Annotated in this window: 21 protein-coding genes and 4 tRNA genes; 5 read left to right on the forward strand and 20 right to left on the reverse strand. The window is 39.9% G+C overall.

What is annotated here, in order from left to right; all coding sequences use genetic code 11:
- Nucleotide 1: 1 nt before the first annotated feature.
- The 7 genes from AB5916_RS11270 to AB5916_RS11300 all read right to left on the reverse strand — a co-directional run bounded on the left by AB5916_RS11270 (nt 2) and on the right by AB5916_RS11300 (nt 6,931).
- Nucleotides 2–730 (reverse strand): N-acyl homoserine lactonase family protein, encoded by a 729-nt coding sequence (locus AB5916_RS11270; protein WP_368190880.1) that lies wholly within the window; start codon nt 728–730, stop codon nt 2–4.
- Nucleotides 731–744: 14 nt separating this feature from the next.
- Nucleotides 745–1,920: a mandelate racemase/muconate lactonizing enzyme family protein gene (locus tag AB5916_RS11275; protein ID WP_158421292.1), complete on the reverse strand. Its 1,176-nt coding sequence runs from the start codon at nt 1,918–1,920 to the stop codon at nt 745–747.
- Complete coding sequence (locus tag AB5916_RS11280; RefSeq protein ID WP_368190881.1) at nt 1,920–2,879, reverse strand: Gfo/Idh/MocA family protein; 960 nt, start codon at nt 2,877–2,879, stop codon at nt 1,920–1,922. The genes AB5916_RS11275 and AB5916_RS11280 overlap by 1 nt, the downstream gene beginning before the upstream one ends.
- 2 nt (nt 2,880–2,881) lie before the next feature.
- A complete protein-coding gene (locus AB5916_RS11285) occupies nt 2,882–3,724 on the reverse strand; it encodes a carbohydrate ABC transporter permease (RefSeq protein ID WP_158421290.1) in 843 nt (280 codons plus the stop codon).
- A gap of 4 nt (nt 3,725–3,728) precedes the next feature.
- A complete protein-coding gene (locus tag AB5916_RS11290) occupies nt 3,729–4,616 on the reverse strand; it encodes a carbohydrate ABC transporter permease (protein ID WP_158421289.1) in 888 nt (295 codons plus the stop codon).
- A 66-nt stretch (nt 4,617–4,682) separates the two neighbouring features.
- On the reverse strand, nt 4,683–5,999 hold the full coding sequence (locus tag AB5916_RS11295) for a sugar ABC transporter substrate-binding protein (protein WP_158421288.1): 1,317 nt from the start codon (nt 5,997–5,999) through the stop codon (nt 4,683–4,685).
- 32 nt (nt 6,000–6,031) lie between these two features.
- The gene (locus AB5916_RS11300) at nt 6,032–6,931 is read right to left on the reverse strand and encodes a dihydrodipicolinate synthase family protein (RefSeq protein WP_368190884.1); all 900 of its coding nucleotides are present in this window, start codon (nt 6,929–6,931) and stop codon (nt 6,032–6,034) included.
- 348 nt (nt 6,932–7,279) lie between these two features.
- Here AB5916_RS11300 and AB5916_RS11305 point away from each other — a divergent pair, with 348 nt between their 5' ends.
- Entirely contained in the window at nt 7,280–8,044 is a 765-nt protein-coding gene (locus AB5916_RS11305; RefSeq protein ID WP_158422666.1) for an IclR family transcriptional regulator, read from the forward strand.
- Between the two features lie 178 nt (nt 8,045–8,222).
- Here the strand turns inward: AB5916_RS11305 and AB5916_RS11310 are convergent.
- The 11 genes from AB5916_RS11310 to epsC all read right to left on the reverse strand — a co-directional run bounded on the left by AB5916_RS11310 (nt 8,223) and on the right by epsC (nt 19,706).
- Nucleotides 8,223–8,295: transfer RNA gene (locus AB5916_RS11310), tRNA-Gly, on the reverse strand.
- Between the two features lie 3 nt (nt 8,296–8,298).
- Nucleotides 8,299–8,369 (reverse strand) — tRNA-Gly (locus AB5916_RS11315).
- Nucleotides 8,370–8,484: 115 nt separating this feature from the next.
- On the reverse strand, nt 8,485–8,745 hold the full coding sequence (locus AB5916_RS11320) for a hypothetical protein (RefSeq protein WP_368190887.1): 261 nt from the start codon (nt 8,743–8,745) through the stop codon (nt 8,485–8,487).
- 110 nt (nt 8,746–8,855) lie between these two features.
- On the reverse strand, nt 8,856–9,842 hold the full coding sequence (locus AB5916_RS11325) for an ABC transporter ATP-binding protein (protein ID WP_158422664.1): 987 nt from the start codon (nt 9,840–9,842) through the stop codon (nt 8,856–8,858).
- Entirely contained in the window at nt 9,835–11,031 is a 1,197-nt protein-coding gene (locus AB5916_RS11330; RefSeq protein ID WP_173726938.1) for an ABC transporter ATP-binding protein, read from the reverse strand. The genes AB5916_RS11325 and AB5916_RS11330 overlap by 8 nt, the downstream gene beginning before the upstream one ends.
- A 10-nt stretch (nt 11,032–11,041) precedes the next feature.
- Complete coding sequence (locus tag AB5916_RS11335) at nt 11,042–12,781, reverse strand: ABC transporter permease (RefSeq protein ID WP_368190889.1); 1,740 nt, start codon at nt 12,779–12,781, stop codon at nt 11,042–11,044.
- A 10-nt stretch (nt 12,782–12,791) separates the two neighbouring features.
- A complete protein-coding gene (locus AB5916_RS11340; RefSeq protein WP_368190892.1) occupies nt 12,792–13,778 on the reverse strand; it encodes an ABC transporter permease in 987 nt (328 codons plus the stop codon).
- A gap of 85 nt (nt 13,779–13,863) precedes the next feature.
- Nucleotides 13,864–16,149: an ABC transporter substrate-binding protein gene (locus tag AB5916_RS11345; RefSeq protein ID WP_173726940.1), complete on the reverse strand. Its 2,286-nt coding sequence runs from the start codon at nt 16,147–16,149 to the stop codon at nt 13,864–13,866.
- Between the two features lie 173 nt (nt 16,150–16,322).
- Complete coding sequence (locus AB5916_RS11350; RefSeq protein ID WP_368190894.1) at nt 16,323–16,892, reverse strand: hypothetical protein; 570 nt, start codon at nt 16,890–16,892, stop codon at nt 16,323–16,325.
- Between the two features lie 22 nt (nt 16,893–16,914).
- Nucleotides 16,915–18,594, reverse strand: coding sequence for a M3 family oligoendopeptidase (locus AB5916_RS11355; protein WP_368190895.1), 1,680 nt, complete (start codon nt 18,592–18,594; stop codon nt 16,915–16,917).
- Nucleotides 18,595–18,785: 191 nt separating this feature from the next.
- A complete protein-coding gene (gene epsC / locus AB5916_RS11360) occupies nt 18,786–19,706 on the reverse strand; it encodes a serine O-acetyltransferase EpsC (RefSeq protein ID WP_368190898.1) in 921 nt (306 codons plus the stop codon).
- A gap of 321 nt (nt 19,707–20,027) precedes the next feature.
- On the opposite strand from epsC, the gene AB5916_RS11365 reads away from it, so the two are divergent.
- Together AB5916_RS11365 and AB5916_RS11370 are read left to right on the forward strand one after the other, a co-directional pair.
- Nucleotides 20,028–20,113, forward strand: a tRNA-Ser gene (locus AB5916_RS11365).
- A 157-nt stretch (nt 20,114–20,270) separates the two neighbouring features.
- Nucleotides 20,271–20,341: transfer RNA gene (locus tag AB5916_RS11370), tRNA-Trp, on the forward strand.
- Between the two features lie 62 nt (nt 20,342–20,403).
- Here AB5916_RS11370 and AB5916_RS11375 read toward each other — a convergent pair.
- The gene (locus AB5916_RS11375) at nt 20,404–21,291 is read right to left on the reverse strand and encodes a YitT family protein (protein WP_368190899.1); all 888 of its coding nucleotides are present in this window, start codon (nt 21,289–21,291) and stop codon (nt 20,404–20,406) included.
- A gap of 409 nt (nt 21,292–21,700) precedes the next feature.
- Between AB5916_RS11375 and AB5916_RS11380 the strand changes: the two genes are divergently transcribed.
- Nucleotides 21,701–21,931: a hypothetical protein gene (locus AB5916_RS11380; RefSeq protein ID WP_368190900.1), complete on the forward strand. Its 231-nt coding sequence runs from the start codon at nt 21,701–21,703 to the stop codon at nt 21,929–21,931.
- A 164-nt stretch (nt 21,932–22,095) separates the two neighbouring features.
- Here AB5916_RS11380 and AB5916_RS11385 read toward each other — a convergent pair whose 3' ends face one another.
- A complete protein-coding gene (locus AB5916_RS11385) occupies nt 22,096–23,709 on the reverse strand; it encodes an Ig-like domain-containing protein (protein ID WP_368190902.1) in 1,614 nt (537 codons plus the stop codon).
- A 168-nt stretch (nt 23,710–23,877) separates the two neighbouring features.
- On the opposite strand from AB5916_RS11385, the gene AB5916_RS11390 reads away from it, so the two are divergent.
- Nucleotides 23,878–24,099, forward strand: coding sequence for a helix-turn-helix domain-containing protein (locus AB5916_RS11390; RefSeq protein WP_368190904.1), 222 nt, complete (start codon nt 23,878–23,880; stop codon nt 24,097–24,099).
- The last annotated feature ends 231 nt before the right edge of the window (nt 24,100–24,330 follow it).

Below are 24,330 nucleotides of genomic sequence, written 5' to 3' on the forward strand. Positions count from 1 at the left end.
ACTACCTCCTGTCAAAAATTTTAAAATCATGGGAAGGATATATCATCACAGGCTTCCATGCCCTGATTTTTTCAAATACAGTTTCACATTCTTTACCGTTTACGCATAAACCCACCGGTATTTCCTCCTGTAAGTTCTTTTCTGTCATTACTACATCACCAGTAATAACGCCATATCCTTCTTCCATATTAACAATCACCATCTGAGAGCCATATGTATGCCCACCTATATATTGTATATAGATTCCCGGAATTATTTCCTGTGCACTTTCCCCTTGAATTAAATGCACTCTGTCCCTGTTCTTTTTCAGCCAGGAAAACCACTCCTCCGGATATTCCTCCGGATGATTTTCCGCTCGATTCCATTCCTTTTCATGACAATAGTATTGGGCATTTGTAAAACATTCAGCATTTCCAGCATGATCCCAATGAAGATGCGTAAAAATAACTGCCTCTACTTCTTTCGGTTTCACAGATGCTTCATTAAAAATATCTTCCAAGGATTGACTACGTTTTACACTTAACTGAAGTTTTTCTGCACATACCGATGGATCTCCAAAGCCTGTATCTACTACCACTAAATGTCCACAAGTTTCTAAAAGAAACATTACAGAGGGCACATACCCCTGGTTTTCTGGTTTTCCATTTCTATACTTAATATCGTCTCTGACCATTCCAAAACTTCCAGTCAAAACAGGAGTTATTTTCCAAATCTGCTTTTCCTTTTCCACAGTTCTCTCCTTATTTAATACAATGGGACAAATTCTCCTTTATTCACCGCATCAATATCATTATATGCATATTTCTTTATTGTTTCTTCTTTCAGTTCTACTCCCAGTCCAGGTAAATCCTGTATTAGCTCCACATACCCATTTTTATATAAAATAGGCTTTATCAGAAGTTCCTCTCTAAGAGGATTTAAAGTCTGGTCATGTTCCATGATAAAGGCTTCTGGTTCAGATGCCATAAAATGCATGTTCGCCATAAATCCTACCCCGCTTCCAAAAATATGCGGTGCCATTCTCATATGATGTGCTGATGCGATTGCAGCAATTCTCTTACACTCAGATATTCCTCCTGAGCGCGTCACATCTGGCTGTATCATATCCACAGCATGTCCTGTGATCAAAGGTGCAAAACCATACCTTGTAAATTCATTTTCACCTGCAACAATGGGAATGCTTGTATTCGCAGTTAGACGTTTAAATCCTTCTACATCATCGGGATGAAGTGGCTCTTCCAGCCAAAAAAGGTCACAATTTTCTAGTTTTTTACATACACGATATGCTGTATCATAAGTCCAAGGAAAGTTCGTATAACATTGACCTGCATCTACAAGAAGCGCTGGTTTAGGTCCTACTCTTTTTCTCAATTCCTGAATTAATTCAATATCTTCCTCTGGATCTTCATTTCCAATTCTAACCTTAAATCCAAAATATCCTTTTGAAATATATCCAAGAGCTTCTTCAGCCAGAGAATCAACAGATTTTGCCATTCCCCCACTAGCATATGCCTTGAATTTTGTTCTATATTTTCCACCAATCAAATCATAAACAGGTCTTTGAAGTATTTTTCCTATAACATCATATAAAGCAATATCAATGCCGCTAATGATTGTTGCAATTACTCCTCGCCTTCCATAATGTGCAGACTGAACATAGAGTTTTCTCCATATTTTTTCAATATTAAATGGATCTTCTCCCAGAATCATCTTTTTAAATCGTGTATTTATCATCGTTTCTATTGCTCTCGGAAGATACGCTGACTCACCAATTTCTCCAAGACCAGTATATTTATCATCCACGGTAATACGTACTAACACACAATTTCTTTGGAGTGTAGCACCCCCTGACCACTTCCACTTTTCATCCTGTTCATATCTGTAGCATAATAAAATTGTTTCCACATCCGTTATCTTCATTACAGTCCCTCCACAACTACTTTTTCGTTAATTGCTTTTACAATTGCTTTATGAAGTAAGCAAACCTTTTTCGCATCCTCCATTGTGGAAATCGGTTGTTTTTCCTCTAGAATACATTTCTCAACAAACCATTTCATCTCTTCATTAAACATTTCCTGGTACAAACTTTGTTCATATTCAACATCCGTTTTCTCCATAAAATCTCTTCTGGAAAAACTCATACATCCTTTATTTCCTATAATTTTGATTTTAAATGTCCACGGTTCTGATGAACAATCCTCGGCCGCCCATGTTACAAAAATTTGTACAATCGTACCCTGAGCATATTCCAACATTACCGAAACCTGAGCACCATCTGTCTCATTTTCCTTTCCCTCTATACATGTACGAAATGCTGTTGTCCGCATTGGCATACCTAAAAATGCCAAACAGAGATACAATTGATGACAAAGGACATCTGTTTCTGGTCCTGTATACTTTACCGCCAATTCTTTCGGCATATAATACATCTCTGATAAATAAACGTATGCAGGAACTCCCAGTCTTTTTCCTTCAAGAGCACGTTTCATCCGTATTAGTTCTGGCAAATAGATATAACTATGTCCAGGCATACAAACCACTTTATTTTTCTTGGCTGCTATGGACATCTCTTCTATTTCTCTATCAGAAAAACTCACAGGTTTTTCTACCAAAACATGTTTTCCCGCTTCAATACCTTTCATCGCATATATATAATGAAACTCCGGAGGTGTAAGAATACACAAAGCATCTACAAGAGAGGATTCACAGATTTCATCTCCTGACAAAACAGGAACTCCTATTCTTTCTCCAAGTTCTTGAGCATGTCTTCCCCCTGAAACGGCTGCAATTTCTGCCCATTCACACTCTTTTATCGCCAAAATATGATTTTCCGCTACTCTTCCGCATCCTATCAGACCTATTTTAATTTTATTCTTCATTTTCACTCCTTAACTGCCCCCATAGTAAATCCCTGCACCAGATATTTTTCTAGATATGTAAATAACAATAATCCTGGTAAACATGCCAATACTGATCCGGCCATTATCTGTCCCCAATTCACGCTGCCATGTTGTCCTTGCATAAGAGCTATTCCTACGGTAATTGTTCTCATACCTTCAGTTCTGGCAAACGTAAGCGCATACATATATTCCTGCCATGAAAGAATAAATGCAAACATGGCAACTGTCACTATTCCCGGAGCAGCCAAAGGCACAATAATCCCAAACAGTATTCTCAAACGACTACACCCGTCAATTCTCGCAGCTTCTTCAAGCGATACTGGAATCGTATCAAAATATCCCTTTATCATCCATGCACAAAACGGCATTGCAAAAGTTGTATATGCTATAATCATAGACAAATGCGTATTTAAGAGTCCCAATTTGCTCATAATCATATACATTGGAATTAAAAGAAGCATAGAAGGAAACATCTGCACTACAATCAACAATGCAGAAAAAAAGAATCTGCCGTGGAAACGAAAACGGGATATCCCATATCCTGCGAACATGGCAACTACAAGCGATACCCCCATAGTTGCAAAAGAAACTATGAGCGAGTTTACAAAATATGTTTTAAAATATCCCCTATTCCATATTTCTCCGTAATTTTTAAAACTAAATTCTGATGGCAACCACTTTGGTATCTCCTGAAAAATTTCATCTGCTTCTTTAAAAGAAGTAGAAACCATCCATAAAAATGGCAAAATCAAAACAACTGTTAAAATCAAAATTACAAAAGTATATCCTATTTTACTATATTGTTTCTTTTGTGCCCGTGTCATTTACTCACTCCTTCAATAATTTCTTCACATACACAATACATGGAACAATCAGCACAAGCATCATGATAACGGCTGCTGCCGAAGCATAGCTTGTTTGGAATGTTTGCATGAACAAACGGTATATATATACAGGAAGAGATAACGTAGCTTCTCCTGGTCCTCCCTTTGTTACAACTTGTATAATTTCCAACTGATTAAAATTCCATATGGATGTAAGAATTGATGTAATCAACATGATGCTTTTTAACATAGGAATCGTAACAAAACGAAAACACTGACTTCCTCTTGCGCCGTCTACTTTTGCCGCTTCATACAAATCACCAGGTATTGCCTGAATTCCAGCAAGTAATGTAATCGCAACAAAAGGAATGCTCTTCCATATAATGACCATAACAACTGATACAGCAGCCAATTTCTCATCAGATAGCCACGAAAGATTATGTGAAATAATCCCTATACTTTTCAAAATATAATTCATCATTCCAAAAGATTCATTCAAAAACCATTTCCATATAATACCTGCTATGGCATTTGGAATAATCCATGGAATCAAAACCAAACATCGAAATAATTTCTTGCAATAAATATCTTTGTTTAAGAGTACCGCAAACAATAGGCCAAAAAACAATTCAAATACAAGAATAACAAGTGTCCATAAAACAGAACGTCTTAATGCATCCAAGAACATAGAATCCGTTAATAATGATTTATAATTATCCAGTGCTACAAATTCTGGTTGTACAGGACGAATCAGACTTTCATTATAAAAGCTGTTAATAATTCCTGACAAAACAGGATAAATTAAAATAACCAAAATCAAAGCAGCACATGGAAAAAGAAATAAATAAGGTGTTGCTGTTGTCTTAATTTTTGTTTTTATTCTTTTTTTCATCCAATGTCTCCCTCGCAAATTGAATCCGAGAGTGCTTTTTCAGCACTCTCGCTTCAATTATGACCATCACTCTCCGTGAAATTCCTTTAACTTTTCATCAAGCATATGAATCCCCTCGTCAACTGAAACACTTCCCATCAGCATCTGCTGCACTGTAGAATTGCCATACATACTGGTAAGGGATTGCCATGAAGGATCAAGCGGTGGTATCATACAGTAATCTACTTCATCTAAGAACGGCTGAAGTTTTTCATCATAGTTTTCCTTTGCATACTGTATAAAGTCTTCAGAATACAACATACCTCCTGCAGCATTGCAAAAAGCTCCAGCTATAGTTAATCCCTCTATATCACTTGGTGTATTATAAAAATAATCTAAAAACTTCCATGCTTCTTCTTTATGCTCTGAAGCTTCCAAAATATTGAATGTATTAGGATAACCTCTGTATACAGTATTGTCCGGACCATCAAACATAACGGCGGTTCCCCATTTACCATCCAAATCTGGTCCCTTTTCTGCAACAGATCCCGTCACCCATGCTCCGTTCTGCATCATTGCAACTTCTCCTGATACAAAAGCATTTGTTACTGCCTCCCAGTCATAATCAACAACACTATCAGGAGTTACTTTATGTGTCTGTACAAGATCAACCATCAATTGGGTTCCTTTTATCGCTGTTTCATCAGAAAGCCTTGATTCCCATTTTCCCTCGTCATATGTTGAGATATCTGCTCCGCACATTTGCATAAACTGTACCCAATAATCGGAAGCATTCTCTGCCTGTACCGGCCAAGCATATCCATACTGATCTATTACCCCATCTCCATCTGTATCTTTTGTCAAAGCTTTTGCATATTCCAGAAATTCATCATATGTTTTTGGAGGCTTATTTGGATCAAGTCCTGCTTCTTCAAAAAGATCTTTTCTATAGAACAATGCCCAGTTACATCCTTCTTGCGGCAGTCCATCAATTTTTCCATCTTCCGCTGTAATCATTGCTTTTGCACTTGGAAGAAAGCTATTTATAAGTTCTTCCGGTACCAATGTACTTAAATCTGCTATCGCTCCAATTCCTCTGTATTCTGCAAGCATAGATGTATTGCACATAATCAAATCTGGTGCATCTCCACTTACAATAGAAGTCATAATCTGAGATGGTGCATCTGTCCAGCTACTCCGTGTTTCTATAATTTTAATACCCGGATTTTTTTCTTCAAAATCTGCAATTGCACGTTCCAAAATTTCAAGCTGTGCAGGAACCCACGCTGTATGCAGAAACTGAATTTCTACCGTTTCCTCTGCTTTAGCTTCATAACTCATGGCACCAAACATTCCTATAGATAGTGCTGCACAGAGAAACATACTTACAAACCTTTTTTTCATTACCAAACCCTCCTGTTCTATTATACTTTTCTTTAGCTCATCCTCAACTTCTGCACCAAAATTGTCATCTGCTCAATCCACTGATAACAAAATACATCGTTTAAATTATAAAAATGACGCTGTATTTCACCTGAATCCACACCTATAACCTTTGATAAAATACGGTAGTTTTCCGGAAATGAAATCCCATCCAAATGCCTTACAAGCTGTATAATATTCATTTGAATCTCTGATGCCCTTTCCAAATTTCTTTGATGGTATGATTCCAACAGTTCATTTTCTTCTTTATCAAACATCCAACTAAGTGCCGATATGCATCCCGATACTCCAAGAGTAAGCGCTGGCAAAAAACATGCATCTTGTCCTGTAAAGACATGAAAATCTGGTCTTTTGTCTTTTACCACCCCCATCACCTTTGATAAATACAAAAAATTACCACTACTATCTTTCAACCCGATAATATTTGGAATAGCAAGAAGCTCTTCCATATATTGCAAGGGAATTTCAGGCGCACAAAACGGAATATTATACATAAGAATTTTTATTCTTGGTGGAGCTTTTTTAGATATGGTTCTATAAAAATCCAATACATTTTCCGGCGTCTGAGGAAAATAATACGGAGGACATATAAGTGCATATTGATATCCGATTTTATCCATATACTTTAAAAGATTCAGCACACTTTCTTCCGTAGGTGCACTTGCTCCTCCAATTAAAATCTTATTTTTTCCAGCCACCTCCATACCTGCTGCAAGAACTTGCTTCTGTTGCTCAGCGTTCATATAAATAAATTCTCCCGTTGAGCCACACATAAGAAGACCTTTCACACTCGTATCTCTGCAATAAATAAGTTCTTGATATAGTGCTTCCATATTTAACTGCCCATCACTGTCAAAAGTAGTCAGTGTAACTCCATATATTCCCCGTTCCATTTACCCTCCTAACTGTTCTTATATATGAACGTTATTTACATATCCGGATTATGTTTATATAAATATTATCATAATAAAGTTAAACTGTCAATATTCTTATTTTCACCATTTTTTTTACATTTATTTTGTCTATATTTCACATATATTCAAGTTTGCTTTTATTTATAAAAAACACTACATATTATATATATGAACAGATATTTCACACCTCACATTCGAAATGTTGTTTCATTCCCTTTAAAATAAATCACCTACTTGAATTTTTTCCCAGTTTTATATATTATATATTGTATATATGAACAGTTTTCATTTATACTATTTCAATTAATTATAGGGAGGATTTTCAGTATGGAGCAAAAAAATCATCGACTTTTACAATGTGCTTTAGAAATCATGAAATATATATCAAAACAACCAAAGGGTGTATCATTTAAAGAAATCTGTACCATTACTGATTTACCCAAAAGCTCTGTCCATAACCTGGTACAGACCATGTGTAACATGAATTTTTTGCAAAAAAAAGAAAACTATAATGAATATCGAATTGGTTTACAGTGTTTCGAAGTCGGCAATGCCTATCTTTCTACAAATCCTTTTTATTCTGTAGCTAAAGATATTGTCGAAAATGTATCTATACGTTGTAATCAAACAACACATTTTGGAATTCTGAACGGTCATGACACCATTTACCTTTATAAATTCGACAGTAATCAGCCGCTTCGCATTGTATCACATACAGGTAAGCGTATTCCCGCTCATGCTACAGCTATTGGAAAAGCTCTTTTATCAGGACTTTCTAAAGCAGAATTAGATGAGTTATATAGAAATTATAAATTAGAAGCTATAACCGAACACACTATTACTTCTTTAGATGAATTGGAGAAACAAATAGAAGAAGTACGAAAAACACATATAGCCTATGAGGCGGAGGAATCTTCACCATATGTACGCTGTATTGCCGTTCCTATCTGCAATCGTATTGGAAATGTAATCGCTGCCCTTTCTGTATCTTTTCCCATTTACCAAAATACCCTAAACGCAGATACATTTAAGCAGGTTCTCTTTGACGCAAAAAGGCAATTAGAAGCAGCATTACTCACATTAGACATGTAAAAAACCGAATAATACCCTGCAAAAATTTTCGTATTTTATCTTGATGATTTTGAACTGAAATGTATCCTGGCATCCTAATAAAAAAGAAATAGCATAAACAAAAAGAGCACGGAGAAACTCATCAGAATCTCTCCATGCTCTTTTTACAACCATTTATTAATCATCTTTGAATTAAAAAAGCGATAGACGGGGCTCGAACCCGCGGTCTCGACCTTGGCAAGGTCGCGCGTTACCAACTACGCCACTATCGCATAAGCGGGTGATGGGAATCGAACCCACGTATCCAGCTTGGAAGGCTGGTGTTCTACCATTGAACTACACCCGCACACTTTGTTATGTGCTTTTGTTTACCGCTGCAACGATGATTAGTATACCCGATAATCATTCATTTGTCAACACTATTTTTGAATTTTTTCATTTTTTTATACAAGTCAAAAAATTCACCTTAACCAGACGTAAACGCAGAACAGAAGGAACAGGGCTGCAGCACCTATAAACACACCGCCTATTACAAGTCCGGCCTTTAGTGACAGCCAGATCACAGCCTTTGTTTCTGCTTTTGTCAAAGGCTCTTTTTCCTCTGTATCTAATTCCTGATCCTGTACAGAAAACTTCTTCCTGCCTGTATTCCAGGGCATCCCATCCACATCCATGTTAGCTACTGTATAATCCGGCAACTCCTCTTTTTGTCTTTTTCCCATCTTCTGCCTCCTGATCCCATATGCATAACATAAGCATACGCCATGGCCATGAAGCCAGCTGCATGCCAGAATCTTCTCTGACACACAGCATAGATCCATTGCCGGTATCTTTAATCGTAAAGATGACAGCGAACCATATGTCCATTCCCCATATCCTTTGCTTCTGGTATCTTAGTCTTACAGATCTCCATACATTTCCTGCATCTGGTATGGAATTTACATCCTGACGGTGGATTAGCCGGTGAAGGGATATTTCCTTCAAGAATGATCCGATTTCTTTGCAGATCCGGATCCGGCATTGGGATTGCGGAAAACAGTGCTTCAGTATAAGGATGAAGCGGCTTTGCAAAAATATCCTCTGTACTTCCGGTTTCCACCAGTCCTCCCAGATACATAACGCCAATGGTATCTGAAATATGCTCAACCACAGACAGATCGTGTGAAATGAACAAATACGTAAGGTTTCTTTTTTCCTGAAGTTCTTTTAACAGATTGATGATCTGGGCCTGAACAGACACGTCCAGAGCCGATACAGGCTCATCACATACAACAAATTCAGGATTCAGAGCCAGTGCTCTTGCTATACAGATACGCTGTCTCTGCCCACCGGAAAATTCATGGGGATATCTGTCCTTGTGGTATGTCTGTAACCCACAATCATCCATGATTTTATTTAAATATTCATCATATTCTTCCTTTGGAACCAGCTTATGCTCCCTGACTGCCTCTCCAATGATCTCTCCTACCGGAAGTCTGGGAGACAATGATGAGTAGGGATCCTGGAAAATGATCTGCATTTTTGTACGAAGATCCCGCAGTTCTTTATGATCCATGCTGTATATATCTTTTCCATTGAAAAGTACGGTTCCATCTGTTTTGGGGATAAGCCGGAGCAGAGTCCTTCCTGTGGTGGATTTTCCACAGCCGGATTCTCCTACCAATCCCATGGTGGTTCCTCTTTTTATGTTGAAGGAAACATCATCTACTGCTTTTACAGCACCTATCTGCTTTCCAAACATCCCGCCTTTGATAGGGAAATATTTCTTCAAATGGGATACCTGCAGAATATAATCCTGTTTTTCTGTTTTCTCACTCATTGATCTTTCCCTCCTCTCCAGGATGTTCTTTTACCAGCCAGCCTTCCTCCGGGCGGTCCTGGTAGCGATAGCAGCTTACTTCATGAGTAGGACTGAGGCGGATCACTCCCGGATAAGAGCCCTGGCATTTTTCACACCGCAGCTCACATCTGTCGCGGAAATAACAGTAATCCGGCATGTTGATCGGATTAGGCACCTTGCCAGGGATACTGTACAGCTTATCCACTTTCTTACCTACCACAGGCTTGGAACGCATAAGGCCAATGGTATAAGGATGAGAAGGTGTATTGAAGATCTCCCTTGCAGTTCCTTTTTCCACTACTCTTCCGGCGTACATGATCACCACGTAATCTGCCATTTCAGCGATCACGCCCAGATCATGTGTGATCAGCATAATTGATGAATTGATCTTGTCCTTTAGGTTTCTCATAAGGTCAAGGATCTGCGCCTGTATAGTCACATCCAGGGCTGTGGTGGGCTCATCCGCAATAATCAGTCTTGGATTACATGCAAGCCCTATAGCAATGCACACACGCTGGCGCATACCACCTGAAAGTTCATGTGGGTACATTTTATAGACGCCCTCACAGTTTGCGATCCCAACCAATTTCAGCATTTCCAGTGTTCTTTCTTTTACCTGGGCTTTTGGCATTTCCGGATTGTGAAGCATAGTAATCTCGTCCACCTGCTCTCCAATACGAAAAACAGGATTCAGTGCAGTCATAGGCTCCTGAAAGATCATTGCCATCTCATTGCCTCGCAGCTTCTGCATCACGCTGGTAGGTGTGTTCACAATATTGTAAACCTTATCCCCTGTATTAAACCTGATCTCACCTTGCACGGTCTGGCCCTGAGGACGCTGCACCAGCTGCATCAGGGAAAGGCTGGTAACAGACTTTCCACAGCCGGACTCACCTACGATCCCCACCGTCTTTCCCTGCGGTACATCAAAGCTGACTCCGTCTACAGCCTTCACAGTCCCTATATCTGTAAAGAAATAGGTGTGCACATCATCAAATTCTACTACATTCTCCGGGTTCTTCATCTGGGACAGATATTCTGACTCCGGAATATTCTTCCGGTTCCGTTTCTTTTCCATCTCATCTGTGATCTTCCGATTTTCCCTGGAAATCCTTTTTGTTTCTTTAGCTGAGATATAATTTGCGTTTTTCTTTTTAAATAATGCCATACTCTCTCACCTACCGTTTCATCTTGGGGTCAAATGCATCCCGAAGTCCATCGCCTACAAAGTTAAATCCAAGAACTGTAAGCAAGATCAGACATCCGGCAGGAATCCACACAAACGGGAAGTTTGTAAGTACATAAACGTCATTGACCGCATTTACAATATTTCCCCAGGATGCGTAGGGGAATTTAACACCAATTCCAAGGAAGCTTAAGGTAGCCTCCATAAGGATAACATCTCCAAGCCCCATGGTTGCAAATACGATAAGCTGTGGGATAACATTGGGGATCAGATGTCTGAAAATACGTCTGGAAATCCGAATACCTGTAGCCTCTGTTGCAACCATAAATTCCTGCTCACGAAGAGACAGGATCTGGCCACGGACGATTCTCGCAATAGATGGCCATCCGATCACACCCAGTATTGCACAAAGTGCATAAATACGGATACGCGGATCAATCTTGTAATAATCCATTACAGATCCAATGATAATATATAAAGGCATTGCCGGAATACAAATTACTACATCTACCAGACGCATCAGTATGGTATCCACCCAGCCTCCGAAATAACCTGAAATACCACCAATAATCACACCCAGCACTACTTCAATAATGACTACCACAAACCCGATCAGGAGTGAAATACGTCCTCCATACATCAGCCTTGTAAGCATGTCCATACCGTTTCCGTCTGTACCGGCCCAGTGTTTACTGTCCGGGGAGCGGAATGTATCATTAACTGTAGTCTTTTTCTGACTGCGAACCACATACTGTGTATTCTTTCTCTGAAGCTGATATTTCTCTTCCTCTCCCTTTTCATTTATTGCTGTAAAGGTATCGGCTTTCTCAAGGATAGCCTCTTCAACTGCTTCTTTAAAAGGAAGTGAAAGGAAACTGCCGGCAGTCTGAGGGGAAACAAGAAGGGAAGATATGGTTGCATATACCTGTCCTTCCTTCAGGATCTCCACTGCCTGTCCTTTCAGAGACTGCATTTCATACTTTGTATCCTCATATTCAAAAGAAGACTTATCCTCTGCAATTGCACCAAGTGCTGCCTCCTGAAAACCAAATCCTGGTGCATCCTCCTGAGATACAGCATTAAAAACCTTCTTTGTGGCTATGCCGATCACACCGGAAACAGAAATCATATCCTGACGTCCGGCTTTTGTAATGGAATAAGTCACTCCATCCACTTCAAAGCTATCTTCGCCAGCCTCCAAAGCCTCCGTATATCCTTCCTTGATCTCATCTGTAACAGGTGTGCTGCCAGCTTCTTTATAGGATGATTTTCCTTTCAGTGTCAGTACTGTAGCCACAGGCTCAGCAGATGTGATCTGGTAATAAACATCTCCTTTTTTCTCCAGTCCATACTCTGCATCATTTGTGGCAAAGGACTCCTGCTCCTGATTTACCGCAAGAATAAATTTCTGCTGGGCAGCAGCAGGAAAATTCATCCCTTCTTTTACAGTAAAGATATAAGCATCGTTGTCTGTAGCGCCTGCATAATCCTTCCATACATATTCCGTCTTACGGAAAACCTGACTTTCTCCATACGGACTGACTACACCACCTACAAACGAAAACAAAAACATGGCGATCAGGATCACAAGTCCTGCCATAGCCAGCTTATTACGGAAAAATCGTTTCATTACCAGCATTCCCGGTGAAAGAACTTTCACACGCTGTTCATCATCCAACGCCTGGGAGGTACTGACATGCTGATCAATCTTTTTTTCAGAATCTTTGCTCATGTTTTTCCTCCTAATTTATTCTTACTCTTGGATCCGCCACTGCATAGAGAATATCTGCAATCAGATTTCCTGTCAGTGTCAGGAATGCCAGAAATACCATATAAAACATAGTAAACGGAATGTCTCCCTGGGTCAGTGCCTGATAAGAAGTATATCCGATCCCCGGGATCTGGAATAGTGTTTCTGTGATCATAGCACCTGCGAACAGGCTTGGAAGTGTACTTCCCAAAATTGTAATAATCGGGATCAGAGTATTACGGAATGCATGATGATAGATTACCTTTTTCTCCGGAACACCTTTTGCCCTTGCTGTACGGATATAATCCGCGTTCAGTACTTCCAGCATATTGGTTCTTGTATAACGCATCAAAGATCCTACGCTTACAATGGTCAGTGTAACCACAGGAAGAATCATATGCTTTGCCATATCCAGAATTTTCCCAACAGATCCGTAGGATTCATGCATACGGCTTACAATTCCGTACAGGTCTACCCATTTAAGATTAATGGAAAAGATATATTTCAGGATGGTAGCAAAAAAGAATGAAGGTAACGAAATACCGATCAGAGCAAAAACGGTCACTGCATAGTCCACCCTGCTGTACTGTTTGGTAGCTGACAATATTCCCAATGGGATGGCGATAAGAATCTCCAATAGAAATGCTGCCAGTCCCAGAGCAAAGGAATACCAGATTACCTTGGAAAATTTCTGTGTTACCGGCTGATGGAAGATCCAGGATTCTCCAAATTCCCCTTTTACAGCCTTTGAAAGCCAGCTGAAATATCCTTCCAGCACAGGCTTGTCCAAACCGTAAGAAGCATTTAATTCTGCCACAAGCTCATCATAAGGCTTTGCCCCCTGTTTCATGGACATATCTCTGGCACGGCCTTCTACATAGGAAGTAGGAAGGCTTCTCTCTATAGAATAAATGATAAGGGAAACGAAGAACAAGATCAGCGCTCCAAGAAGTACACGCCGTACTACAAATTTCTTCATTAAAACTGTCCTTTCTGATTGTCATTAAAGCACGTCTGCAAAGAAAGGGGGGCATCTGCGCCCCCTTCCCAAATGCTGCAAAACCTTAATTCATTTCCATTGTCTCAATATCTTTATACCAGTAATAGAATGTACTTACATCCTTTGTAAAGGTATCTGCATTAAGACGCTCAGGGCTGTAGATAATGCAGTTCTGTCTCTGATATATCGGAACCTCTACTGCCCAGTCAAGGATAATATCCAGACACTGTTTGTAAACAGACTTTCTGTATTCCTGATCAGCAGAAGAACGGGCATCAATAATATCCTGATCCAGGGTAGCATCATTAATGTGATAATAGTTACTCTTTACACTGTCACTATGATAGATCTGATACATATCTGGATCAACGGTTGCCTGCCATGCAGCTGCCCACATTTCAGCAGTACCTGCATTTAATTTATCCCACATAATATTTGCATCTGTTACGTCATTGATCTCAAGAGTAAATCCAATCTTCTCAAGAGCCTGTTTTGCATCTGTAAGGATTGCAAAGCTTGGGTGATCACCGGAGCCGGATGCACCAATAGTCATCTCATAAGTAAGCTTTGCTCCTTCCGGAGCTGCTGTCAGCTTGCCATCTTCTACTGTGTAACCTGCTGCCTCAAAGTATCCAAGGGATGCCTGAAGTGCTGCGTCAAATTTCTCATCATCTGTCATCTCGTCTGTGTAGATCGGATTGCCTTCAACATCCACAGAATATGCCACCTGATAATCTGCATCGGACTTCTGAGGTGCTGCCCAGGAAGTATTGGAGATCGGATAATTGATCACAGATGCAGCATCTCCGTAGTAGGAATCAATGGATACGTCTCGATATACGGAAAGAATGGTTGTGATTGCTTTTCTAAGGTTCTTAGAAGCATCAGAACCAGGCTCATTTCCTACGTTAATGGTAGCAGCATTAAGACCGATGTATCCATATCCCAGATTGTCTGTAGTATTGGTCATGATCTTGTCACCATTCAGGCTGCCATTACCATTAATGCTCTCGATCTGCTCAAAAGCTGACTTGCTTCCTGACGGATCAGAAAGGTCGATGGTACCCTGCTGAACACCTGCGATCTTGTCTGCCTCTGATGTTTCACGCCACTGAAGATTCTTGATCTTAGGAGCGCCTTTGTAATAGCTTTCATTTGCCTCAAGGTAAACTGTCTTATTCTCGTATTTCACAAACTTGTACGGACCTGCGCCAAGAGGAGTATTTCCTTTCTCGCGGATGGAAGAAAGATCTCCCTTTGTGAAACCAAACTTGTTATTGTCATAATCATAAAGAGAAGTATCTCCATAGTAATGCAGCGGCTCTACGATCACACCCAGGTTGTACAGGGTTGTTGCAGAAAATCCGTCTGTTGTTACCTCAACTTCATAATCATTGATCTTCTTGATACCTTCGATATTAGTAACTTCTTCGCCTTCTCCTGCAGCAGTCTTCTGCTCTACCAGATATTCTGTAGCAAGATTGGTAATATCCTCATCAAAGTATGCTTCATCTCCATATGCAGCAGCAAGTGCCTTGTAATCTGTGCCGTACTGATCTGCAATATCGTTAAGGATGGTATCTCGGTCCTTATCATCTGCGGAGTAATCCTGGTCCTTTGCGTAAAGCATTACAAAGAACTCAGCTGCACTGTTCACCTGATAATCCTCTTTATAAGACTCCCAGTCACTTTCAGCCCAGTCGTATTCAGAGGAAAGCAGAGGCATGATCAGGTCTGATTTTACCTTCTCAGCCAGCTCATCCGGCATATCGTTTAATACATTCTCTACATCCTCATCCGTAATGGAATCTGCTACTGTAGAGTTCAGACGGTAATTCTTCAGTCCTTTAATATTGGTAGAATAAAGGGTAGCACCACCATCATAATCAGTATCTGCAAATACATACAGAGTAAAGATCAGGTCATCCGCTGTAAGTGGCTCACCATCTGAAAAGGTAACATCATCTCTCAGTTTAAAATTATAAACAGTAGTATCCTCATTCTGTGTAACAGTAACATCGGACAGGCCTGTATAGGTGTAGTCTGTACCATTGTATTCATGGGTCTCACCCTCAATACCATTGTAGATCACTGCACCGCTTCTGTCTGTGTCAAACAGATATGCACCAACAATATCTGCAATCTGCTGATCCGGCACTGCCTCACAGAAAAATCCGCTGAACTTCTCAGAGAAATTCGTCTGTCCAACAACGAGAGGTGTGTCAGAACCTGTGTCCTTTCCTTCTGTAGCTGTTTCTGTGTCAGCTTCTTCTGCAAATACAGGAACACTGAACATTGTTGCGGCCATAACTCCTGATAGCAACAGAGCCATTAACCTTTTTTTCCTCATCCTTAATCCTCCTTTTGTTATTTGTAACTATTTACCAATATTGAACATGTACGCTGGTATTTTTTGTTACGTTTTGAAGTAAATTCATTGTAACATGTTTTTCTTGATTAGCAAATAGCAACTTTTCTGTTTTTATCCATCAATTATTACCATGATTACCTGATTCTGGATTCTTAGGAAAGCTTTTCAAAACTGCCTTTTATTTTCCTGTTATTGACAGTGAGAATGATCCCAAACAGAATAAGTGCAAAAGAATCTGCTGCAAATAAATATTCAGCAGATACTGCACGCTGCTTCGGATCCAGGAAAATGAAGATCAGGTCAGACACAAAGCTTCCACAGCCAAGGATCAGGATTCCCAGACTGCACCGCCAGGGTCTTTTTACCTGTTTTTCATAATCTGCCCTGCTTAGATCCTTTTTATGTGCCTGCGGGATCTCTACCAATGCAGAAGTATTCTCTCCATTTTGGCGGATCCGCAGATATAAAGCACCGCTGCCGGCAATTACATAAGCAACTGGTAAAAGCTGGAATACAAACGGCAGAAGAACCCAGGCAACCCGGCTGCCGTCATTATTCAGGCACATACCGCCAATATAAAAGCCCAGCGCCAGGATGCCCAGGATCATAGAAGACAAAACTGTTTTTCTCAGGTCCTGTTCTGAAAGCCTGGTTCTGTACCACTGTCCGGTATACTCATAACGGTTTCCTTTTTTCCGATAATCATTTCTGTATTTCTTCATGAATGTATGTCTGTCTCCTTTATCACAGGTCAAGCTTTTTCCGGATCTCTTCTACGATTTTTGAAATACATCCCTGTTCAAACGGTACGTTAAGCCTGGCTTCTTTCAGCAGTTCCGGATAGAAACGGCTTGCAGACATCTTGCAAAGCTTCATGTAATCTGCCCATGCAGCTCCATGATCCTTGTCCATTTTGATCTTAAACTGGAAAGCACAAAGCTGTGCCAGAACATAATCAATATAATAAAAGGGCAATTCAAAAATATGATGCTGCCTCTGCCAGTATGCACCTTTTTCCATAAAACCGCAGCCTGTAATGTCAAGGTGTGGCCAGTATTCTTTCTCCAACTGCTTCCACGCATCCCGGCGTTCTTTTGGAGTCATATCCGGATTGCCATAAACAATATGTTGGAATTCATCTACCATGGTTCCGTATGGTACAAAGGCAATGGCATCCTCCAGATGCATCTGCCTGTAATCATTCCCTTTTTCACCAAAAAACAGTTCGATCCATGGTTCAGCAAAAAATTCCATAGACATGGAATGGATCTCTGCTGTTTCCATGGTCAGATACCGATTGTGCTCCGGGATAGGATCCTTTGCTGATACATAATACTGAAATGCATGCCCGCATTCGTGAGTGATCACATCCACATCTCCGCTTGTACCATTAAAATTAGCAAAAATGAACGGTACTCCGTAATCGGAAATCTCTGTCATATATCCACCGGTAGCCTTATTCTTCCGTCCAAATACGTCAAACAGCTCCCAGTCCATCATCATATTGAAAAAGTCTCTGGTCTCCTCTGACATCTCAGAATACATTTTCCTGCCACTCTCCAGGATCTCCTGTGGTGTACCTGTTGGTGCCGGGTCTCCCTGCTTGAAATAAACACCTGCATCATAGTAAGTCAGGCTGTCCACTCCAAGACGTTCCCTGCGCCTTTCATGCATTTGGGATGCAAAAGGTACAAAAGTCTTCTTGATCTGCTCACGCAGACTGGCAATGTCCTCTTTTGTATAAGAATTGCGGTTCATCCTGCAATATCCCATATCAATATAATTCTCAAAGCCAAGAAGCCTTGCCTGAGCAGTACGATTTTTCACCATAAGATCATAGATCTCATCGATCTCATCCTGTTTTCCTTCAAAAAATGCAGAGAATTTATCCCAGGCCTTCTTTCTGGTGTCCCTGTCACTGGCTTTCATATATTTCTGAAGCAGGGAAAGATTCAGTTCTTCTCCTTCCCAGTCCACAGATGCAGAAGCGATCAGCTTACTGTACCTGGTCGCCAGAACATTTTCCTCCTGCATTAACGGGATCAGTTTCTCATCAAAAGCTTTCATCGCAAGCTCCATAGAGCGAAATGCTACTGCTCCCAGCTTTTCTTCCATATAGGCTCTGAAAGGAGTTTTGAAAAGCACCTTATTGTACTCATCCGTCAGTGCTTCGACCTCTGGCATTTTCTGGTCATAATACTCTTTTTCTTCTTCGTAAAATGCGTTTGTTACATCCCCGTCTCTTCGTATCTGGGCAATCGTGTACATAGTCATTACATGGTACAGCTTTTTCCATATTTCCTGATGAATGGCAAACTGTTCTTCCCCACTGGCTGCATGGGCAGCCTTCTCGATCAGTTTCCTGCCTTCTTCTACCACAGCCGGAATGTCCGGTCTTTCATAAGGAATCTCAGAAAATCTCATATTTCACATCTCCTTTGTCTTTTCCAGCCCATGGGCATAGGATTCTTTTTATAATACCATAATGCCATCTGGATTTATGGTTATTATTTTCCTTTTTATAGTTAATAATTTACACGAAAGGTGCAAAAAAAACAGGAGCCTGTACTACATACAACAGGCTCCTAATCTTAAGATCATCAAAAACAACGCAATCAGTTCTCCCAGTCCCATACATTGGTAGCTGTCATCTGACTTCTGGGCTTCTTGATCACAAGCTCAGGACTCTTGGCACTTACCTTAGTATTGGCAGGAATAGACTCCGTAATAAATGTATTTCCTCCAATGATGGTATTCTCACCGATCACAGTCTCACCACCTAATACGGTGGAATTGGAATATATGGTCACATTGTCCCCAATGGTGGGATGTCTCTTAACATTTGCGAGCTGCTGCCCCATTCTGGTGGATAAGGCACCCAGAGTTACACCTTGATATAATTTTACATTATTGCCGATAGTAGTGGTCTCTCCGATTACTACACCTGTTCCATGGTCAATAAAGAAGTATTCTCCTATAGTCGCACCTGGATTGATATCAATCCCAGTGCTGCTATGGGCATACTCTGTCATAATCCTTGGAATAAAGGGTACTTCACTTGTATACAGGATGTGTGCCAGCCGATACACATAGATAGCCAGAAAGCCTGGATAGGAGAAAATAATCTCCTCTCTGCTCTTGGCTGCAGGATCCCCGTCAAATCCAGCCTGAACATCCTTCAAGAGCATCTTCTGAATATGCGGAAGCTCTATGAAAAAGCTGCCGGTCACTTCTGCTGCTCTCTCATCTGCCTGCTCTTCGCCCATATATAAATAAGCGATCTTGATCTGTCTTTCCAGACGATCGTACAGATCATTCATCACGTGCCCAAGATAATGTTCCGGAAACATAGCTGCTGCCGAATCATTCCCGAAATATCCTGGAAAGATCACAGTTTTTAATTCTCTCACTATATCAACTACTGCGGATCTGTCAGGAAGCTCTTTTTTGCTTCTTGGCAAAAATAGCTCTTCATCATGGTAATTCTTGGTAAGATGTTCTACCGCACTTAGAATGGATGTCTTTTTGTCGTTCATTTCAGCCTCCTCAAGGGATGTTTCTAAATAAGTTATTCTTTATCATATTACAATACACCCCTTTTCGTCAATCCCCAGTCGCCCATATAAACCCTATAAAAAATAAAAATATAGCCAAAACACATAAACACATCATTCAAGAAAAAGGAATTGACCTTTTTCCTGAATACGGATATAATAAAGAACGGTCACAGCAAAAGCAGCGTTGATCCATGATTCTGATGTAATCTTCAAAAATGCAGAGAAGTCTTTAGGGATGTGTGTTGTTATACGTTATCCTTTCAGATTGTATGCTGTTTTCATTGTTTGCTGTTTTCATATGGAGAGTTAGCGAAGTGGTCGTAACGCGCCGCACTCGAAATGCGGTTGTCCGCAAGGGCACGTGGGTTCGAATCCCACACTCTCCGTTACTATTACATTTGTCTGCTTGTACTGGTTTTATAATGCAATTTTATAATGAAGTTTGTTCTATCCTGTAATTACAGTTATTGCTATCTTGGTATTGCTTGACAATTTCAGGTTTTGCATGTATAATCCCAACATAAGCAATAATTACAACATTATAGGGGATTGGTCAAATGGTATGATAGGGGTCTCCAAAACCTTTGGTGGGAGTTCGATTCTCTCATCCCCTGTTCTTAAGAAGTCTGAGTGTTTTTTCAGGGCACTCAGACTTCTTTATTTTTGTTATTCAGTTTCAAACCTTGTCTGTATTTGCCCCATACACATCCGCAATCTCTGCAATCGATATGTAAGCAGAACGGTCATTTTCATGAACCAGTTCTTTCATCTTTCCAACCTGAAAACGGTTTACCACAATATACACCACCGTTTTGGGAGAGTCGGAATAATATCCTTTTGCTTCGGTAATGGTCATACCACATTCAAAGGCTTCTGAAAGAGCTGCACAGACCTCATTCGGGTGTACTGTTACAATCGTAGCAGCTTTTGAACGATCCAAACCTTCCACAATAAAGTCCACTGTCTTCAGTGCCGCTCCGTACGCTACGATCGAATACAATGGAAGGATCCAACTATGAAGAACAAATCCGCAAACGATATATAACACCAGATTATACGCCATCACAAACGTACCAACCGTGATTCCCAGTCTTTTTGCAAAGATGACAGCAAGAACCTCGATGCCATCCATGGCGCCTCCAAATCGAATTGCCATGCCACTTCCGATACCAGAAATTAGTCCACCGAAAATGGCACAAAGAAGAAGATCTGACCCGGCAAGTGGTGATACAATGCTTACATCCACCGGCAGCACATCAGTAATCAGCCATGCTCCAAAAGAATACACTGCTACCGTATAGATTGCATAAATAGTAAAAGTAACACCCTGCTTTTTTAATCCATACAGGAACAGGGGAATGTTCAATACAAGCAAAAATAGAGACAGTGACAACCACTCTGGTGTCAATTGTGACAGCAAAATTGAAGTTCCTGAAATTCCACTATCGTACAAATCTACTGGAGCGATAAACATCGTGACACCAAAGGCATTCACCATACCTGCAACCGTAAGGAAGAAAAAATTCTTCCATTTCATCTTTCCAAGTGCTTGTTTCAAAGTCATACATAATCTCCTTTCATTTTCTGCCTATATAGTTTCTTACGATTCCCCTTATAAATCTTGGTTTATTGCATATGAAATGGTGTGTTTTTATAAAGGTATATTAAGTGATAATTATCGCCCAAGTCAAGTACGGATGACCTGTACAGTGTGCTATTATTTTCATAAATAAAAAAAGTCGAAAGCAAAGTAAAATCAATGCTTCCGACAATTAAAAAAACAGGGGATGAGAGAATCGAACACCATCCGAAATGCCAGAAAACGGCGAAAATAAAGGATTTTTCACTTGCGAAATTGACTAGATTTGACTAGATTTTGACTAGATCATTATTCTAATAAGAAAGGAGCATCAGCGTTGTGCCTAATATAACATGATACAAAAATGATTGTTTATAATTAGGAGGACGCAACCATGACACAGTTAGAAGAACTCTTTGAACACTGGAATAATACAATTAATGATACACCTGAAATAATTCTGGCATGGAAAAAAGTGGAAATGGAATTGGAAAAGACTTCTGCTGACAACTTAACTGACTTGATATTCGATTACGCAACTGTAGCTCAAAAAGAAGCGTTCAGTGCAGGTTTTAAGAAAGGATTGCTTTTGATGCTGGAAGTTATAGGGAATGCAAAAAATTAAAATTTAAGGTTTAAGAAATCCCTAGCACCTCTCTCTCAAAAAGACTTTACATAATTCGCTATCATCTGAAACGAAAAGCGGTGAAATAAACACCGCTTTTCATTAAACTTATCATTTCATTATTCACTCGTAGGTGCTTCAAAAATCGTTTTCAACTTATACGATCAATTCGCTGTGTTCGCACCAGTACCCTTAACCGTTACCATACAACTAGCAGAAACAGAGGAGTTCCCACTAGAACTACAGGTAATCACAGCCGTCCCCTCCTTAAGAGCCTTAACGGTTCCATTATCTACACTAACCACACTACTATCCGAAGATGACCAAGAAACAGATTTATTGTAAATAATAGCATTAGTAGGATATAAAGTCGGGACTAAACTATAAGTATCACCAATCTTATCTAAAGTAACACTTGAAGTATTTAATTTAATTTCAGATGGGAAATCTAACATAGGTGTAATGTCTACCTCTACCGTACATGATGCCTTAATAGATTCATGCCCAACCACATAACAGGTAATCACAGCAGTACCATTAGAAAAACCTTTAAGACCACCTTCAACCATATCCGCAACATCCGGATTAGAACTTACCCACTCTACTACCCTTTCATCAGAGTTAGCTGGACTAATAGTATATCCCAGTTCATAACCTAGTTCATCTGTAATCTTAATATAGTCCTTACTAAGACTGATTGACTCAGCCAGTACCTTTTCTTCACCACTATTATCATAATCTACATCTACATTACAATAAGCATAAACTTCTCTATTAGACTTTAAGTAACAAGCAATAATAGCATACCCTTTCTTTACAGCCGTTACAGTACCATCAGAGCTTACAGTCACATATACAGGGTCAAGAGATTCCCAAACAACCTCCTTATCAGTAGCATTAGCAGGTTCTACAGTAGCAACTAATTTCTTAGTAGCACCCTTGCTAGTGAGAGTAATATCGGTATCAGATAATTTAATACCAGTAGCCTCAACTACAGGTTTAGCTGGTTCTGTAGGAGTAGGTTCAGGCTTCTCAGTTGGCTTCGGAGCCTCAGTTGGTTTTGGTGATTCCGTTGGCTTAGGAGTTTCCGTAGGTTTTGGACTCTCAGTTGGCTTCGGAGCCTCTGTTGGCTTCGGAGCAGTCGTAGGATTCGGCTTAGGTGTTACAACAGCTGCCGTACCCTTAACCTTTACAACACATACCAGTTTCTTCTTTCCTACTATAGCAGTAATAGTAGCACTTCCTGGTTTCTTAGCTGTAATCACAGCACTCTTACCATTCTTAGCAGACTTAACAGTAACAACAGACTTCTTGGAAGATGACCACTTAGCCTTACCCTTCACACCTTTAAATTTCAAAGTGTATTTCTGACCTTTGTCTAAGGTGCGACTTGTTACGTTCATACCTTTCTTGGAAGCCTTTACAACAGCTACATAAGTTTTCTTACCATAAGTAGCAGTCACCTTATAAGTTCCAGCTTTCCTAGCGTAGAAAGTAGCATTCCGAGTATCTTTCTTGCTATAGGATACCACCAGATTCTTACTGTTGGAGTTCCACTTAACACTCTTTTTCTTCTTAGCACTTACACCTTTCAAAGTGATTGTGTGCTTCTCACCGGTCATAACCGATACCTTAGTACTGCTGAGCTTCCTTGAAGCTGCCTCGACTTCCTGTACAACTCCAACTGATTCCATCATAGGAATAACAGGATCGGAACCAACAAGCATGATAGCTGTTGCAAGGCTTAACATTCCTTTCACAATTTTTTTCTTTAACATAGCAATCCCCCTTTTCTGTAGTGTGAATAAATTTCGCAATCCTCAATGATGAGGTATGCATTCTTATAACTTATTTTATGCGATAATTATCTCCTAGTCAAGTACATTCTTGTGACCTAAAATTGTAAATAGAATTAAGAAAATAGACGGAGATATTAGAGCGAGAGAATGCACGTTAATGTTCAGATAGACTATACACCATTGCTGACAAAATTAAATGAAAAGCAGATATCTGGTTATAAATTAGCCGAATATGGGATTCCCCATAAAACATTGTATAATATTCGACAAGGAAAGATAATTACAGTGGAAACTCTTGCAAAACTCGCTTATATTCTTAATTGCAGTATAAATGATTTAGTGAAATTTGATTACAATATAACAGATTAAAAATTAATTTTAAAAAAATATTAGAGCGGTCTTAATGACCGCTCTCAGACTGTAGACAAAGCCCTGCTTTTGAAGGGCACTGAAAAACTTCCATTTTTTCTTAAGTGGAAGTTTTTCTTTTATATTTTTTCAATTTTTTTTTAGAAAAAGCACAAAAAAGCTATGGCTTACTCCATAGCCAGCTCTTCTAATCTTACTATTCGTTTTACATTTGCTGTAAATGCCGTAAAA

The organism is Blautia sp. 1033sp1_1033st1_G9_1033SCRN_220408 (genome assembly GCF_040929965.1).
Lineage (GTDB): Bacteria > Bacillota > Clostridia > Lachnospirales > Lachnospiraceae > Blautia_A > Blautia_A ammoniilytica.

Coding starts and splice junctions, on each gene's coding strand:
- AB5916_RS11335 (WP_368190889.1), bottom strand. CDS start 12,781: ATGAGCAAAGATTCTGAAAAAAAGATTGATCAGCATGTCAGTACCTCC.
- AB5916_RS11280 (WP_368190881.1), bottom strand. CDS start 2,879: ATGAAGAATAAAATTAAAATAGGTCTGATAGGATGCGGAAGAGTAGCG.
- AB5916_RS11345 (WP_173726940.1), bottom strand. CDS start 16,149: ATGAGGAAAAAAAGGTTAATGGCTCTGTTGCTATCAGGAGTTATGGCC.
- AB5916_RS11380 (WP_368190900.1), top strand. CDS start 21,701: ATGACACAGTTAGAAGAACTCTTTGAACACTGGAATAATACAATTAAT.
- AB5916_RS11290 (WP_158421289.1), bottom strand. CDS start 4,616: ATGAAAAAAAGAATAAAAACAAAAATTAAGACAACAGCAACACCTTAT.
- AB5916_RS11285 (WP_158421290.1), bottom strand. CDS start 3,724: ATGACACGGGCACAAAAGAAACAATATAGTAAAATAGGATATACTTTT.
- epsC (WP_368190898.1), bottom strand. CDS start 19,706: ATGAACGACAAAAAGACATCCATTCTAAGTGCGGTAGAACATCTTACC.
- AB5916_RS11300 (WP_368190884.1), bottom strand. CDS start 6,931: ATGGAACGGGGAATATATGGAGTTACACTGACTACTTTTGACAGTGAT.
- AB5916_RS11325 (WP_158422664.1), bottom strand. CDS start 9,842: ATGAGTGAGAAAACAGAAAAACAGGATTATATTCTGCAGGTATCCCAT.
- AB5916_RS11320 (WP_368190887.1), bottom strand. CDS start 8,745: ATGGGAAAAAGACAAAAAGAGGAGTTGCCGGATTATACAGTAGCTAAC.
- AB5916_RS11330 (WP_173726938.1), bottom strand. CDS start 11,031: ATGGCATTATTTAAAAAGAAAAACGCAAATTATATCTCAGCTAAAGAA.
- AB5916_RS11305 (WP_158422666.1), top strand. CDS start 7,280: ATGGAGCAAAAAAATCATCGACTTTTACAATGTGCTTTAGAAATCATG.
- AB5916_RS11340 (WP_368190892.1), bottom strand. CDS start 13,778: ATGAAGAAATTTGTAGTACGGCGTGTACTTCTTGGAGCGCTGATCTTG.
- AB5916_RS11390 (WP_368190904.1), top strand. CDS start 23,878: ATGCACGTTAATGTTCAGATAGACTATACACCATTGCTGACAAAATTA.
- AB5916_RS11295 (WP_158421288.1), bottom strand. CDS start 5,999: ATGAAAAAAAGGTTTGTAAGTATGTTTCTCTGTGCAGCACTATCTATA.
- AB5916_RS11350 (WP_368190894.1), bottom strand. CDS start 16,892: ATGAAGAAATACAGAAATGATTATCGGAAAAAAGGAAACCGTTATGAG.
- AB5916_RS11375 (WP_368190899.1), bottom strand. CDS start 21,291: ATGACTTTGAAACAAGCACTTGGAAAGATGAAATGGAAGAATTTTTTC.
- AB5916_RS11275 (WP_158421292.1), bottom strand. CDS start 1,920: ATGAAGATAACGGATGTGGAAACAATTTTATTATGCTACAGATATGAA.
- AB5916_RS11385 (WP_368190902.1), bottom strand. CDS start 23,709: ATGTTAAAGAAAAAAATTGTGAAAGGAATGTTAAGCCTTGCAACAGCT.
- AB5916_RS11355 (WP_368190895.1), bottom strand. CDS start 18,594: ATGAGATTTTCTGAGATTCCTTATGAAAGACCGGACATTCCGGCTGTG.